The 15,072-nt window shown below is 66.3% G+C and carries 13 protein-coding genes; 3 read left to right on the top strand and 10 right to left on the bottom strand.

The genetic code is table 11. The features are described 5' to 3' along the window. Position 1: 1 nt before the first annotated feature. Positions 2–1,339: an NADP-specific glutamate dehydrogenase gene (gene gdhA, locus PUN51_RS09215; protein ID WP_275180671.1), complete on the bottom strand. Its 1,338-nt coding sequence runs from the start codon at positions 1,337–1,339 to the stop codon at positions 2–4. 201 nt (positions 1,340–1,540) lie between these two features. Here gdhA and PUN51_RS09210 point away from each other — a divergent pair, with 201 nt between their 5' ends. After that, the gene (locus PUN51_RS09210) at positions 1,541–2,170 is read left to right on the top strand and encodes an AmiS/UreI family transporter (protein ID WP_275180670.1); all 630 of its coding nucleotides are present in this window, start codon (positions 1,541–1,543) and stop codon (positions 2,168–2,170) included. On the opposite strand, the gene PUN51_RS09205 is transcribed toward PUN51_RS09210, so the two are convergent. The 3 genes from PUN51_RS09205 to PUN51_RS09195 all read right to left on the bottom strand — a co-directional run bounded on the left by PUN51_RS09205 (position 2,163) and on the right by PUN51_RS09195 (position 5,470). After that, positions 2,163–3,638 (bottom strand): APC family permease, encoded by a 1,476-nt coding sequence (locus tag PUN51_RS09205; RefSeq protein WP_275180669.1) that lies wholly within the window; start codon positions 3,636–3,638, stop codon positions 2,163–2,165. The genes PUN51_RS09210 and PUN51_RS09205 overlap by 8 nt on opposite strands. A 103-nt stretch (positions 3,639–3,741) precedes the next feature. Next, positions 3,742–5,115, bottom strand: coding sequence for a flavin monoamine oxidase family protein (locus PUN51_RS09200; RefSeq protein WP_275180668.1), 1,374 nt, complete (start codon positions 5,113–5,115; stop codon positions 3,742–3,744). A 10-nt stretch (positions 5,116–5,125) separates the two neighbouring features. Further along, positions 5,126–5,470, bottom strand: coding sequence for a cupin domain-containing protein (locus PUN51_RS09195; protein ID WP_159630254.1), 345 nt, complete (start codon positions 5,468–5,470; stop codon positions 5,126–5,128). Positions 5,471–5,637: 167 nt separating this feature from the next. On the opposite strand from PUN51_RS09195, the gene PUN51_RS09190 reads away from it, so the two are divergent. Further along, positions 5,638–6,231, top strand: a complete 594-nt coding sequence (locus PUN51_RS09190; protein ID WP_275180667.1) for a TetR/AcrR family transcriptional regulator — start codon at positions 5,638–5,640, stop codon at positions 6,229–6,231. Positions 6,232–6,316: 85 nt separating this feature from the next. On the opposite strand, the gene PUN51_RS09185 is transcribed toward PUN51_RS09190, so the two are convergent. The 5 genes from PUN51_RS09185 to PUN51_RS09165 form a co-directional block, all read right to left on the bottom strand. Continuing rightward, complete coding sequence (locus PUN51_RS09185) at positions 6,317–7,810, bottom strand: aldehyde dehydrogenase family protein (RefSeq protein ID WP_275180666.1); 1,494 nt, start codon at positions 7,808–7,810, stop codon at positions 6,317–6,319. Next, a complete protein-coding gene (locus PUN51_RS09180) occupies positions 7,807–9,336 on the bottom strand; it encodes an alanine/glycine:cation symporter family protein (RefSeq protein WP_275180665.1) in 1,530 nt (509 codons plus the stop codon). Before PUN51_RS09180 ends, PUN51_RS09185 begins: the two co-directional genes overlap by 4 nt. A 3-nt stretch (positions 9,337–9,339) precedes the next feature. Next, the gene (gene dapA, locus PUN51_RS09175) at positions 9,340–10,233 is read right to left on the bottom strand and encodes a 4-hydroxy-tetrahydrodipicolinate synthase (RefSeq protein ID WP_275180664.1); all 894 of its coding nucleotides are present in this window, start codon (positions 10,231–10,233) and stop codon (positions 9,340–9,342) included. 56 nt (positions 10,234–10,289) lie between these two features. Continuing rightward, the gene (locus PUN51_RS09170) at positions 10,290–11,675 is read right to left on the bottom strand and encodes a protoporphyrinogen/coproporphyrinogen oxidase (protein ID WP_275180663.1); all 1,386 of its coding nucleotides are present in this window, start codon (positions 11,673–11,675) and stop codon (positions 10,290–10,292) included. Positions 11,676–11,756: 81 nt separating this feature from the next. Continuing rightward, positions 11,757–13,115 (bottom strand): MFS transporter, encoded by a 1,359-nt coding sequence (locus PUN51_RS09165; protein WP_275180662.1) that lies wholly within the window; start codon positions 13,113–13,115, stop codon positions 11,757–11,759. A gap of 278 nt (positions 13,116–13,393) precedes the next feature. Between PUN51_RS09165 and PUN51_RS09160 the strand changes: the two genes are divergently transcribed. Continuing rightward, positions 13,394–14,074, top strand: coding sequence for a GntR family transcriptional regulator (locus PUN51_RS09160; RefSeq protein WP_275180661.1), 681 nt, complete (start codon positions 13,394–13,396; stop codon positions 14,072–14,074). Positions 14,075–14,174: 100 nt separating this feature from the next. Here the strand turns inward: PUN51_RS09160 and purU are convergent, their stop codons facing one another. Then, positions 14,175–15,071, bottom strand: coding sequence for a formyltetrahydrofolate deformylase (purU, locus tag PUN51_RS09155; RefSeq protein WP_275180660.1), 897 nt, complete (start codon positions 15,069–15,071; stop codon positions 14,175–14,177). Position 15,072 lies beyond the last annotated feature (1 nt).

Here is a 15,072-nt window from a genome sequence, read left to right as displayed (position 1 = left end):
CCTAGATCAGCCCCTGGGCCAGCATGGCATCGGCCACCTTGACGAACCCGCCGATGTTGGCGCCGAGCACGTAGTTGCCGGGTTCGCCGTACTCCTCGGCGGTGGCGGCGCAGCGGTCGTGGATGCCAACCATGATCTCCGTGAGCCGCTCCTCCGTGTGCTCGAAGGACCACGAATCACGACTGGCGTTCTGCTGCATTTCCAGGGCCGAGGTTGCCACGCCGCCGGCGTTGGCGGCCTTGCCCGGCCCGAAGAGGACGCCCGCCTCCTGGAACACCGCAACAGCGTCACGCGTGGAGGGCATGTTGGCGCCCTCTCCGACGGCAACCAGGCCGTTGCGGATCAGGCGGGCGGCAGCGGCGCCGTCGAGCTCGTTCTGCGTGGCGCAGGGAAGTGCCACCGTGGCGTCGACGTCCCACACCAAACCGCCGTCCACGTAGGTAACGCCGCCCCGGCGTTCGGCGTAATCCTTCAGGCGGCCGCGCTGCACTTCCTTCACCTCACGGAGGAGCGCGACGTCGATGCCTGCCTCGTCCACCACGTAGCCTGACGAGTCGGAGCAGGCCACCACCGCGGCACCGAGGGACTGGGCTTTGGCGATGGCGTTGATGGCCACGTTGCCGGAGCCCGACACCACCACGCGCTGGCCGTCAAAGGACGTGCCCCTGGTTTTCAGCATTTCCTGGGTGAAGATGACGGTGCCGAATCCGGTGGCCTCGGGCCGGACGAGGGAGCCGCCCCAGGAGATGCCCTTGCCGGTGAGCACGCCGGATTCGTAGCGGTTGGTGATGCGCTTGTACTGGCCGAAGAGGTAGCCGATCTCGCGGCCGCCCACGCCGATGTCGCCGGCCGGGACGTCCGTGTATTCGCCGATGTGGCGGTAGAGCTCGGTCATGAAGGACTGGCAGAACCGCATGACTTCGGCATCGCTGCGGCCGCGGGGATCGAAGTCGGAACCGCCCTTGCCGCCGCCGATGGGCATGCCGGTCAGGGCATTCTTGAAGATCTGCTCGAAGCCGAGGAATTTGACGATGCCCAGGTAGACGGACGGGTGGAAGCGCAGTCCGCCCTTGTACGGGCCCAGCGCGGAGTTGAACTCCACCCGGAAGCCGCGGTTGATCTGGACGCGTCCGGAGTCGTCCGTCCACGGCACGCGGAAGATGATCTGGCGTTCGGGCTCGCAAAGGCGTTCCAGGATGGCTGCCTCGAGGAATTCCGGGTGCCTGTCGTGGACCGGGCCAAGGCTTTCGAAAACCTCCACCACTGCCTGGTGGAACTCCGCTTCACCGGGATTCCGCGCGAGGACGGTGTCCTTGATGGCTTCGAGCCGTGCGTCCATGAACTGTTCCTTACCTCTGAGCCGAAAGGAGGGACAGCGCAAAAGCAACGTCGCCCCATAGGTTTACTCTTCAACTTATCGGATTACGACCGGGGAGCAGTAGGCGGGTAGGTCAGCTTCGGCTAATCTCCGTAATGTGACACAAATATTCCACATTGCGAGAGATTTGGCACGTCTATCCTTCACACCGGAGACGCGCTGATGCCCTTCATTTGCCTGCTTCTCTCCGGTGCCGCGCTGCTGGTCAATGGGCTGGCGACGCTGGGGCGCCTCCCCCGCCGCGACGCCGCCACCTTCAGCCTGCTGCTCGGCGGCACCCAGCTGGTGCTCGGCGTCGTCCATCTTTCCACCGGCAGTACCGGCACTGAACACCTCCTGACGGCCGCCGGCATGTTCCTGTTCGGGCTGACGTACGCCTATGCCGGGCTGGATGTTTTGTTGGCCCTGGGTTCGAAGGGCCTGGGCTGGTTCTGCGGCATGGTGGCGTTTTTCGGCTTGCTGCTGGCGGGCGCGTGGATCGGGACGGATCCGCTGCTCGCGGTGCTCTGGGTGTGCTGGTCAGTGCTGTGGGGGCTGTTGTTCGCCTCGGCCGCATTCGGCGCGGTGCGGTTGGAGCCGTTCACCGGCTGGGCCCTGGTCCTGGCCAGCCAGGTCACGGCAACCTTTCCGGCGTTCCTGGGCCTGTCCGGCGCGTGGCCCCGCAGCGACTGGGCGGCATGGCTGGCAGCCGCCTTCCTGGCCGGACTGTTTATTGCGGCACGCGTGCTGGCCCGGCGCGGACCTGCCAGTCCGCGCCGGGCCAGTGAAGGGGAAGCCGTGAGCGCTAGGTAAGCGCGTGTCCCAGGGTGGCGGCGTGGTGCCGGCGCTCGATGGCGGTTTCCACCAGCACCCCTGCCACGAAGACCACGGGGACCGCGGCGAGAAGGGCGATGGCTGTTTCCGCGCTGCCGCCGATCAGGGCCGTGAAATTGCTGACCACCAGGAACAGGACCCAGGCGAGCAGCACCGTTGCCAGGACGGGGGCGATCCGGGTCTGCCACAGCTGCGCCCCCGCACGTTCGCGGCGGAAGAAGCTGACCACCGCCACCGAGCACAGCATGTAGAGCACCAGCAGTGCCGCCACGGCCAGGCCGCTGAACCAGGAGAAGAGGGTCAGGACCGGGTCCAGGGCCAGGATGGCGAAGGGAAGCACCAGGACGACGGCGGTGGCGGTCTGGATCCAGGCGGCAAAGGCAGGGGCACGGTGCCGGTTGGTCCGGGCCAGCACGGCGGGCATGGAACCACGCAGGGCCAGCGAGTGCAGGTAGCGGTTGATGCCGTTGTGGAAGGCGATGATGCCGGCGAGCAGCGAGGTGACCAGCAGGATGCCTGCCACCACGCCCGCCCATGGTCCGAACAGCTCCACCATGGGACCGAGCACGAAGGACGTGGCGTCGCCGGATTCGAGGGCTGCCCCGGCCGCGTCCATGACCTGGGACGGGCCGTAGTAGCTGACCAGCATCCAGGAGATGAAGGAGAAGAAGACGGAGATGACACCGACGGACAGGTAGGTGGCCCGGGCCACCGTGCGGTGCGGGTCCTTGGCCTCGGCCGAATAGATGGCCGTGGATTCGAAACCGAACATGGAAGCCACGGCGAACATGATGGCTACGCCCGGCGCTCCGGCCCCAATGGTCTCGGGCGAGAAGGACGCGGCCACGCTGATGCCTTCCGGGCCGCCGCCGTGGAGCAGGACGGTGAAGCCGAACAGCAGCAGGATGGCCACCTCGAGGCCCACCAGCAGGGCCAGCACGCGCGCACCGAGTTCGATGTTCAGGGAGCCCAGCACCTGGACGCCGGCCATGGTGGCCAGGGCGAGCAGCCACCACGGAACCTCCAGCCCAATCGAGGCGAGCAGGCCCGAGAACGCCGCACCATAGAGCCCGTACATTGCGGCCTGGACGGTGTTGTAGGCCAGGAGGGCCAGCCAGGCGGCGCCGGCGCCGGTTTTCCTGCCGAACGCTGCAGTGACGTAGGCGTAGAAAGCGCCGTTGGCCTGGATTTTGCGGCTCATCGCCACAAATCCGACGGCGAAGATCACGATGACGATGCCCACGATCAGGTAGGCGCCGGGTGCGCCGGCACCGTTGCCGAGCGCTGCGGCCAGCGGCGAGGCGCCCACGATCCCGGTGAGGGGTGCCTGTGCCGACAGGACGAAGAAGAGGATGCCCAGGACGCCGACGCTGCCGGCGCGCAGTGCCGTTGAATGCTCCTTGGCCGGAGCGTCAGTGGTCCGGGGCTCGGAATTCGAAATACTCATTTGATCCTTCTTAACGGTCATGAGTTCGGGAAAATTGCTGTGGAATCCAGCTTGGCAGCGGGGCACCGAACCCCTTTGTCCACCAGCGACGAGTTGTTGTTTGTCAGCGCAGTGCAGGATTTTGCGGCACTGGTTCCTGGGCGGCCGGGCGGGCGGCGGAGCGGGGGCCAAGCAGCGACGCGGCGGCCTGCGCCGCTTCCATGCCGCTCTCAATGGCACCGTCGATGAAGCCGCCCCAGCCGTTGGCAATATCGGAGCCGGCAAAAAGGACGTTGCCGTGCCCGGACTGCATCGCGGCCAGGTGGTCGCCCAGGAAACCCGTCCGGTGCATCGGCCAGGTCTCTCCCGCCAGCGGGTCCGCCACCCAGTCATGGGTGGCCACGTCCAGCACGTCAACGCCGGGCACCAGCCGGGCCAGCTGCTCCTGGACTGCCGCTGCGTCTGACGCATCGATTCGTCTTGCGTCGGGGCCGAAGCCGACGACGATCGTGTCGCCGTCGAGCGTGTACTCCACCTGGAAGAAGTTCAACGGCCAGTCCGCCTTGCCCAACGCCACGAACGGCGCGTGCTCACCCCGCAGCCGGATCCACACCTTGACGCCCTTGGACACCTGTCCGCGCTTCGCGGCTTCCGTCTTGGCCGGCGGCAGCGGCGGCTGGAAGTCGATGGTTCCCAGGACGGGAAGGGGGACCGTGACAATGGCGGCCCTGGCGCTGATGGTCCGGCCGTCCGCGCTCCGCAGGGTGACGCTCCCGCCGTCGTCCGTCATGCCTGCGACAGTTAAGCCGTAGTCGACGGCGGCACGGGAGTCCTCAAGGATGGCCTCGGCGAGCGCGGCGGTTCCGCCCTGGATCTTGTACGTGGCGCAGGCTTCGAAGTTGACGGCCCAGTCACCGTTGGTCAGGGCCACCCAGCGGAGGGCCTGGGTCAGTGCCGCGTCCTCCAGGGGGCCGTTGAAGTTCAAGGTCCAGAAGGATTCGAGGATGTCCCGGGCGTCGCCGGCGGGAAACTGTTCCCGGATCCGGTCCTGCACGGAGATCTGGTCGATGCCCTTGAAGGCATCCGTCGCCAACGGCCTGAACGGTTCGGGGAAGTAGGTCCGGGACTCTTTGGTGAATTCGCCGTTGTGCCGGCCGATCACGTCAAGCAAGGCTCCGGGGTCGCCTTCCCGGCGGCCGCCGTCGGCCCACCAGAAAGCCCGCTGCGGCTCAGGGCTGGCGACGGTTCCGATGCCGTACCGCTTCAACTCCGCCCAAATGTACGGCTGGGTCCAGTGGACCCACGTGCCGCCGATCTCCAGGTCGCGGCCCAGCCGGTGGTCCAGCCAGGTCCGGCCGCCGATGCGGTCCCGCGCTTCAACGAGGCGGACCGCCAGCCCACGACGGGTGAGTTCGCGGGCGGCGGTGAGGCCGGCAAACCCGGCACCCACGATGACGACGTCCAGGTCCTGCTCCACGGCGCTGTTGTGCTGTGCCATCCCCGGACCCCTAGGAGTAGACGAAGAATTCGACGGTGGGGGCCAGCACAGCCCACCTGGTGCGGGCGCCCTTATTGAAGGAGGCGGCGCCGCCGGCGGTGAGGTCATAGCTGACGCCGCCCTCCACCTCGATCCGGAGGTGGCCTTCGATGATGTGGATGGTCTCATCGGCTTCCATGACGAGATTGAAGGGTTCGGGGGCTTCTGTGGGATTGACGTGCCAGTAGCCGCAGGCCAGCGCAGGCCTGTCACCTTCGCCGAAGCGGCGCACCCACTGTACTTTGCCGAGTTCGAAGGGCTCATTCCTGCCGGGGTCAAGGGAAGCGGACGCGGTGAAGGACGGGGTGGTGGTCATGGGTACTCCAGAGGGGAAGGCGCGGCAGGGGAACGGTCACGCCGCGGGATGTGTGAAATGGCGGCGGTCCTGTGACGGGCATCACCGCGTGGAAGCAATCTAAGCAATTGCTTAGTTTTAAGTCAAGGGCTGCTTTTTGCCTGGCGGCGGATGGCTAGAATCGGGCTATGACCGCTTCCGCCGCCCGCACCGCCACGCCCAAATATGGCAAGGGCCGCGAAGCCCTGCTTCGGGCGGCGGTGGATGTGGTGGCGCAGAAGGGCCTGCGCGGACTCACGTACCGTGCGGTGGCCGAGGCGGCGGGCGTCAACAACAGCCTGGTCGCCCACCATTTCGGGACCCGGGACGCCCTGATCGAGGCAGCGCTCCTGTGGTCCTCGGAGCAGTCCATCGGCGCGTCACGGCTGCGGGAAGCAGCCGAAAACGGCGGGACTTTCACGGAGGCGCTGCTGGAGCTGCTGCTTGAAGATCCGGGGCTGCAGGTGTTCCAGTACGAGATGATCCTCGAGGCCCGGCGCCGCCCGGAGCTGGCGGGACCGGTGGCCGCGCTGTATGAAAGCTATGTTGGTGCGCTGTCGGAGGGGCTTGAGGCTTTCGGCTTCCAGGGTGACGTCCGCGTGGTGGCCCGCTCGCTGTTCGCCGCGCTGGATGGACTGGTGCTGCAGTACCTGGCGGGCGTGGGGCGGGAGGAGATCGCTGCCGCCCTGGAGGAGGTGCACCAGGCGATTCTCCTGCGGCGGGGTGGCATCGCGGGCAGTTAAAGCTGCCGCTGGAGCATTGCTGCTTAACGCACTTCTGCCGTGACGCGAACAGCGCCACGGCAGAAGTCCCTGAAAATGAAGCGCGTCAGCCGCGGTTGTACATCACGTGCTTGGTGCGGGAGAAGTCCTCCAGGGCGTAGCTGGACAGGTCGCGGCCGTAACCGGAGCCCTTGAATCCGCCCCACGGCATTTCGGTGGCGATGACCAGGTGCGAGTTCACCCAGACCGTGCCGAAATCCAGCTTCCGGGGAACGGTCAGCGAGCGGGCAGAGTCCCTGGTCCAGACAGAGGCCGCCAGTCCGTAAATGGTTTCGTTGGCCCGGGCAACGGCTTCCTCATCCGTGCTGAAGGTCTCCACGGACACCACCGGCCCAAAGATTTCCGTGCTGGCGATCGCGGCGCCGGGCGGAACGTCCGTGACCACGGTCGGTTCGATGAAGAAGCCCGGCCCCTCGATGGCGTTGCCGCCCACCGCGATGGTCAGGCCGTCCTTGCGGACGTCGTCCAGCGCGGCGAGGACACGCTCGTAGTGCGCGCCGGAGATCATGGAGCCGATCTCGACGTCGGTCCCCGCGCCGGGGGTGCCGACGGAGATTTCGCTGACCTCCCGCACCAGCAGGCCGGTGAATTTCTTCGCCACCGATTCGTGCACCAGGACCCGGCATGCCGCGCCGCACTCCTGGCCGCCGTTCCAGAACCCGGCACTGCGGACCCCCTTGGCAGCGGCCTCCAGGTCGGCGTCGTCAAACACCACGACGGGCGCCTTGCCGCCAAGCTCCAGGTGCACCCTCTTGACCGACGCGGCTGCACCGGCGGCCACTTTCTGGCCGCTGCCCACGCTTCCGGTGATGGCCACCAGGTCAACGTCGGGGTGTTCGGAGAGCCGGTTGCCCACCACGCGTCCGGGGCCGGTCACGATGTTCACGACGCCGGCGGGAACCTCACCGGCGATGAGTTCGGCCAGCTTGAGCGTGGTCAGCGGGGTCTGTTCGGACGGCTTGAGGACCAGGGTGTTGCCGGCGCCCAGGACCGGGGCGATCTTCCAGGCAGCCATGAGCAGTGGGTAGTTCCAGGGGGTGATGACGCCCACCACGCCCACCGGTTCGCGGTGGATCACCGAGGTGTGGTTCTCCGCGTAATCGTCAGCACCGATGGTGCTGAAGGCGCGGGCGGCGCCGGCGGAGAACCGGAAGGTGTCGATGGCGCTGGTGATGTCGTCCTCCGCCACCGCGGCGGGCTTGCCGGTGTTGGCGGATTCCAGGGTTTCGAACAGGTCCCGGTTGGCTTCGATAATGTCCGCGATCCGGAGTAGGACTCCGGCACGGTCCTTCGGCGTCTTCGCTGCCCACGCTGCCTTGGCCGCCACAGCTGCGGCGACGGCGGCGTCGACGTCTTCGACGGATCCGGCGGACACCCGGGTGAGGACCGCCCCGGTCGCCGGGTTCACGACGTCGACCGTTGCCTCCGACGTGGACGGAACAAACGCGCCGCCGATGAACTGGCCAAACGGGGGAAGGGACGGCGCGGGCGGGTTGGCCGCCCTGCGGACGGTGAACAGTGCAGTGTCAGTGGTGGTCATGGCTTGTCCGGGGTCCTCTCGGTGGACTGGTTGGCGTGGTGGAGTTGATGGTGGTGGTGCTCGACGGTAACCGGCTGCTCCCAGAAGTCGGCACCGTCGATGCCCAGTGCCTTCGGATTAAAGGTGGGGTCGAGGCCCAGCTTCCGTTGGCGTTCGTAGTCCTTGTAGATCTTGCGGACCAGCGGGAAGAGGAAGGCCAGGCAGATGAGGTTGACCCAGGCGATCAGGCCCAGGCCGATGTCGCCGGCCGCCCAGACCACCTGGGCGTTCACGATGGAGCCGACGAAGACGATGGCCATGGTGCCGATCTTCAGGACGTTCTTCCACAGATGCCCTGGCCTGCCGTCCAGCAGGTAGAGGAGGTTGGAGTTGGCCACGTAGAAGTAGGCCAGCAGGCAGGTAAAACCGAAGAGGAGTACGGCAACGGAAACGAATCCCGCTCCCCAGCCCGGAAGCAGCGTGTCGATGGCTTCCTGCACCCAGTTGGCACCAACGGGAACGCCCGGGATGTTGTTGACCAGGATACCGCCGGAACCGTCCGCGACGTTGTACTTGCCGGAAACCACCATCATCAGGCCGGTGGCCATGCAGATCAGCAGCACGTCGATGTAGATGCTGAACGTTTGCACCAGGCCCTGCTTGCCCGGATGGGAGGTGCGCGCCGCAGCTGCGGCGAAGGTGGCCTCACCCAGGCCGTTGGATGAGGCGAAGACAGCCCGGCGCACGCCCCAGGCAATTGCGGCTCCCGCGATGCCGCCCATGATGGGGTGGACACCGATGGCGGACTGGAAGATCAGGGCAACGGCGGCAGGGACACTGCCAATGTTGATGCCGATCACTGCCAGCGCAAGGACCAGGTAGCCGATGGCCAGGACCGGCACCAGGGCCTGGGTCACCTTCACCAGGCGGGTGGTGCCGCCGAAGATGACCAGGGCGATCAGGACGGTGACCAGCACGGCGGGAATCCAGCTGTCCAGGCCGAACGCCAGCTTGGCGCTTGCGGCAATGGTGTTGACCTGCAGGCCCGGGAAGACAAAGCCGTAACCGATGACCCCCAGCACTGCCACGAGTGCGCCCACTTTGGGCAGCTTCAGGCCGTACTTGATGTAGTACGGCATGCCGCCGATGTCCTCGTTGGCACTGCGGCGGTCCTCGTCCTGGACCTGGCGTTTGAAGGTTTGGGACAGGGCTGCTTCGGCGTAGCCGACGGTGCAGCCCACCAGGCCGGTGATGGCCATCCAGACGAGGGCACCGGGGCCACCGGCGCCGACGGCCGTGGCAACGCCCGCGATGCTTCCGACGCCTACGCGGCTGGCCAGTGCAAGGACCAGGGCCTGGAAGGAGGAAAGGCCGCCCTCCCCGCCTTCACTGTCCCGCAACTGGCGGAGCATGTCCGGGATGCGGCGGAACTGGATGCCTTTGGTGGCGATGGAGTAGGCGACGCCGAGGCCCAGGACCACGTAGGCCATGGGCGCCCAGATGGCGTCGGAAACGGCGGACAGGAAGGCTCCGAAATCGGTACCCATGGCTTATCCGACAGTCTGGTACAGGGCGGACAGGGCTTTCTTCACGCGTCCTAGGTCCCCGGCACCGAGGTCTGCCGTGGGACGGCGCGGGGATCCGGCGGGCACGCCCTGCAGGGTCAGGCCTGCCTTGATGGCGGGGATGAACGGCACCGAGAGGAGCGCGTCAATCACGGGGTAGACCTTCTTCCACTGCTCCAGTGCGCCCTGCAGGTCGCCTTCGGCGATGCGGCGGCTGACATCGACGATTTCAGCCGGGACCACGTTGGCCGTGCCTGCCATGACACCGGCTGCGCCTTCGACGAGGGCGCTGTAGAGGTAGACGTCCCAGCCGATGAAGGTGCCGATGACGTCCGAGTGGTGGTGGATCAGCTGAAGTGCTTGTTCCCAGTTGGCGCTGGAGTCCTTGATGTAGCGGATGTTGTCCACCTCCTCGGCCAGTGCCCGGACGGTGGCCGGATCCAGGTTCACACCGGTGACAGCCGGGATGTTGTAGAGCATCACCGGAATGGTGACGGACCGGGCCACGTCCTTGATGTAAGTGACCGTTTCCTCCAGGGTCAGCGGCTCGTAGTACGGGGTGACCAGCATGAGCACGTCGGCACCCAGCTTCTCGGCGGCCCGGGACAGGCGGATGGCCTCGGCAGTGGAGGTGGCACCGGTGTTGGCGATTACCGGCACGCGGCCGTTGGCCTGGTTGATGACGGTCTCGATAAGCAGCAGGCGCTCTTCCGAGGACAGGGCGCCTACTTCGCCGGTGGAGCCGGCGGCGACGACGCCGTCCACGCCGCCGTCGATGGAGCGGTCGACGATCAGCTTCAACGTCTCGACGTCGAGGGTTTCGTCCTGCTTGAAGGGGGTGGAGAGCGCGGTGAGGACACCGCGGAGGTTGTTGGACATGGAGTGTTTCCTTACTTACGTGCGTGTGATCAGTGGACTGATGAAACGGCGGATGGTCAGGCGACGATGGACAGGCCGGCCTGGGGCCGTGCCTGGCTGTGGGTGGCAAGGACGCTGGCGGCTTCCTGGGCTGCGGAGAAGCCGGTGGTGATGGAGCTTTCGGTGTAGAGGGTTCCGAGGTAGTCGCCGGCCAGGAAGACGCGGTCGGCTCCGCGCATCAGCGTGGACTGGATTTTGGCGCGGCCGGGGAAGCAGTAGGGGGACGCATTCTTCCAGCGGTCCACCTTGGCCTCGACGACGCTGTCGGCGAAGCCGTGGCCCAGGACCTGGTCAAGGTCGGTCAAGTGGGTCTTAATGACGTCCTCTTCGCTCTTCTCCAGCAGCGCCTTGCCCAGGCTGGCCGGGGAGAACGTCATGAAGCTGCCGCCGGGCTTGCGGACGGATTCGGTGCCGCGGACGATGCTCGCCTGGTTCAGGGCGATCGCGAAGGAGCGCTTCGGCGCCGCGATGGCGTAGATGTCGTCCCAGGGCCGGGCCGTGGTTTCGTTGGTCAGGAACGCTGTGCTGACGTGGGGGCCGTACTTGATCTGGCCGAGTGCACCGCGCAGGTCATCCGGGAGGTCCACGCCGACCTTGTGCGAGACATCGGCGGTGGTGGCGAGGACAACGGTGCGTGCCTCAACTTCGCGGTCGACGCCGTCCTGGCGGTACCGGACCACGACGGATTCCTTTTTGTGGACTACTTCGTGGACCACGGCGCCGAGCTCGATGCTGTCCCCCATGGCGGCCGCAATGGATTCCGTCAGCGTGGACGGGCCGCCAACGATGCCCCGGCTCAGCCCTTGGCCAAAGCCCAGGACCAGGCTGAAGTAGCCGATGCCGGCACCGGCGGAGATCTGGTCCATGTCGCCGGCAGAACGGGTGACGGTGGTCTTGAACAGGGCTGCCGCATCTTCAGAGAGATTGCCGATGAAGTCCTGGAAAGAGGTGTTGTTCTCGAAATCGTAGATGCGCTGCTGCCGCATGGCACCGGACTCCCCTGCCCGCTTTCGCACCACTCCGGTGTACTTGGCCACTCCACTGACGACCTTCAGGCCGGCCCGCATGGTGTCCACACGGGAAGTGAGGGACATCGGGATGCGGAACGGGTAGGTGGCGATGTGCCCCTTCTTGATGAACTTGCCGTTCATGGACAGGCCCTGCAGGGACCCGGGGATCTGGACCGCCATCACGCCGACTTCGTTCAGCAGCGCGTCGGTGGAGGATCCAGCGCCGGCAAAAACGTGGCCGCCCCAGTTCAGCCAGTAGTCACCCCGGCGTTCGGAGCGGATGCGGCCGCCCACGCGGTCCCCGGATTCCAGGACCACTGTGTCCCAGTGCCGGAGCCGCCAAGCCGCCGAGAGTCCGGCCAGGCCGCCGCCAACGATTACTGCGTCTTTCATGATTGCCATTCCTTGCTGTTGTTGGGTGTGGTTGGTCGCCGGGAGCCGCCAGCGGCTGCTTCCGGGAAGTTGTTTTGCTGCTTAGCTGATGGCCGGCTTCCGGAACGTTGACGCCGCACTGGCCTGGCCGCCGTCGAGCATCGCCGCCTCACCGAGCGTCTTGCCCCGGGTTTCCGGTGCCCAGGCGAGCGAAACGACGAGGCCCAGGAGGGTGATGACGCCGGCGATGATCATGGTGGTGCCGATGCCCAGGGTGGCCAGGGCGAGCGGGACGAGGTAGGTGCCTACAGCTGCACCGATGCGGCTGAGCGAGGAGGCCAGGCCCACAGCGGACCCGCGGACTTCGGTGGGAAAGAGTTCGTTCGGGTACACCCACTGCATGATTTGGGTGCCGCCGATGAGGACTGCGTAGGCGGCGAACAGGGCCAGGATGATCCAGCTGTCAGCGGTGGGGAAGATTCCCAGGGCCAGGAGGGCAAGGCCGCCCCAGAGAAAACTGTGGATGATCAGAGGCCGCCGTCCCATCCTGTTAACCAGCGCCACGGCGATGAGGCAGCCAACGAGGAACATGACGGTGATGGCTGCGGAGCCGATGTTGGCCAGCTCGCCGCCGAGGTTCAGGGCTTCGAGGATGGCCGGCCCGAAGGCGTAGACGGCAAACAGCGGGACGATGGAACAGGTCCAGAAGATGGTAATGAATGCCATCCGCTTGCCGTAGCCGGAGCGGATCAGCTGCCCGACGCTGACATGCGTGCCGCTCTCCTCCGGCAGGTCCGCGAGGGTGACGTGCGGGCCGTAGACCTTGGCGAGGACTTCATTCGCCTCGTCATGCCGGCCCATCTTGACCAGCCAGCGGGGGGACTCGGGGGTACCGATGCGCATCAGGACGATCAGCAGCCCGGGAAGGGCGGCGCTGGCAAGCATCCAGCGCCAGCCGCCGTCGAAGGTCAGCAGGAACTGTCCCACGATGTAGGCGACGGCCGCACCGACGAACCACATGGTGACGAAGGCGCCCAGGAGCGGGCCGCGCCAGCGGCTGGGGGTGAACTCGGCCAGCAGGGAGGTGGCGATGGGGTAGTCGGCGCCGACGGCGAAGCCGATCAGGAGGCGCAGGACGATCAGCCAAAAGGCGTCATTGACGAAGGCCTGGAGGACCGAGCAGACCACAAGGGCGATCAGGTCGACGGTGAAGAGCAGGTGGCGGCCGAACTTGTCAGTGAGCCAGCCGCCCAGGAAAGCGCCGAAGAAGATGCCACCCAGGGCGGCCGCGCCCACCATGCCCTGTTCCGACGCGCTCAGGTTGAACTGCGGAGTGATCTGGACCATTGCAACACCGATGATGCTCAGGATGTACCCGTCAAGGAACGGGCCGCCCGAAGAGAACAGGGCCAGCCTTTTATGGAAGCCGGACAGCGGTGCGTCATCAACTACGTGGGACATGGGTTTTCCTTTCGGAAGCGGCCACTTCAGCAGGTGGGCCAGGAGGAGATGTGTTGGTGGGCCGGTGCGGGTGCCGCCGCCGTTGGCAGCTGGCCGGTTATCCGGAGGCTTGCAGCCCCTCCCCCAGAGGAGGCTGCAAGGGATGCGCTTGGTCGATGTGACATAAACCACCATAAGATGTGATCACAGATCACACAAGACATATTTCAAAGTTTCTTTGTGCCCTCACGCCATGGCGCCGCCACGAGGCGCGGTTCTCCCGGCCGTATATTGGACAGGTGGTCATATCCAAGCGCGCCGAGCCCACCCTGCTGACCGACCAGGTCTACGCGATGATCCATGCTGCGATCCTCAGCGGTGAGCTGCCCGCCGGATCCCGACTTAAGGTGCGCGACCTCGCCGAGCAGGTGGGGACAAGCGTCATGCCGGTCCGCGAGGCCATCCGCCGCCTGGAGGAAACCGGCCTGGCGGAGCGTGAGCCGCACAAGGGTGCCGTGGTCAAGAGCCTCAGCCTCGAGGAATTGATCCACGTCTATGACGTGCGCCGGCTTCTGGAGACCGAAGCTGCGCGGCTGGGCAGCGAGAGGATCACCCCGGAGGACTGCGGGAGAATGCAGTCCGAGTACGAGCTGATGCGCAAAGCCATCGACGAGCGGCAGGTCATCGCCCTCCTTGACCATGACGAGGAGATGCTGGCCATCCTTTACCAGGCGGGCGGCAACCCGGTGCTGCTGCAAACGATCAGGGCCCTGTGGCAGCAGTGCCGCGCCTACAAGATCGTCGGCGCACAGGGCTCCCTGGACGCCGGTGACGACGATTCCCTGTGGCGGTACCAGCAGGACCTGGTGGCCGCTGCACGGAACGGGGACCCGGCGGCTGCCGCAGCCGTCAACGACGCATCCCTCCGCGATGCCAGCGAGCGGATCAAGGCCCGCCTCGCCGAGCAGGGCAGCGCCTAGTGCCTGGCCCGCGAACGGCGCAAGGATCAGGCAAGCAAAAAAGCGCGGCCGGCCGCCCTAGGGGCAGCCAGCCGCGGTGACAGTGTTTAGTTGAGAACCGCTAGCGGAGCACCACAGTGCGGTTGCCCTGCAGGATGACCCGGCCTTCGCAGTGCCACTTCACCGCGTTGGAGAGGGCCTTGCATTCGGTGTCGCGGCCGGCGGCCACCAGGTCCTCGGGCCCGTACGTGTGGTCCACGTCCACCACCTGCTGGGAGATGATGGGGCCCTCGTCCAGTTCTGCGTTGACGTAGTGCGCGGTGGCGCCCACGGTCTTGACGCCGCGGGCGTAGGCCTGGTGGTACGGCTTGGCACCCTTGAAGCTGGGCAGGAACGAGTGGTGGATGTTGATGGCCCGGCCGTCCAGCTTGCGGGTCAGGTCGTCGCTGAGCACCTGCATGTAGCGGGCCAGCACCACCAGTTCGACGTCGAGCCCGTCCACGAGTGCCATCAGCGCGGCTTCCGCTGCGGGTTTGGTGTCGGCCGTAACCGGGATGTGGTGGAACGGGATGCCGTGCCACTGCACCAGTGCCTCGTGGTCCCGGTGGTTGGATACCACCGCAACGATTTCCACCGGCAGTTCTCCGATCCGGGCCCGGAACAGCAGGTCGTTGAGGCAGTGCCCGAACTTGGACACCATGATCAGGACCTTGCGCTTGGAGCCCTGGCGTTCCAGCTGCCAGCGCATGCCGAACTTTTCCGCCACCGGGGCGAACGAAGACCGCAAGACGTCAAGCGTGGACTCATCGCCGTCGGAGACGAAGTGCACGCGCATGAAGAAGTGGCCTTCGGAGCGCTCACCGAACTGCTTGTTGTCAATGATGTCGCAGCCGTGCTCCAGCAGGAACCCGGACACGGCATGCACAATGCCGGGCCCCTCGGGACAGTCCAGGGTCAGGACGTGTTCCACGGTGGTGGGCGCTTTTGATGCGGGGATATGGGTTTCAGTAACAGTCATG

This window comes from Arthrobacter sp. NQ4 (assembly GCF_029077345.1).
GTDB lineage: Bacteria > Actinomycetota > Actinomycetes > Actinomycetales > Micrococcaceae > Arthrobacter.
Note: the sequence above shows the minus strand (reverse complement) of the source record. Positions and strands in the feature narration are given on the sequence as shown.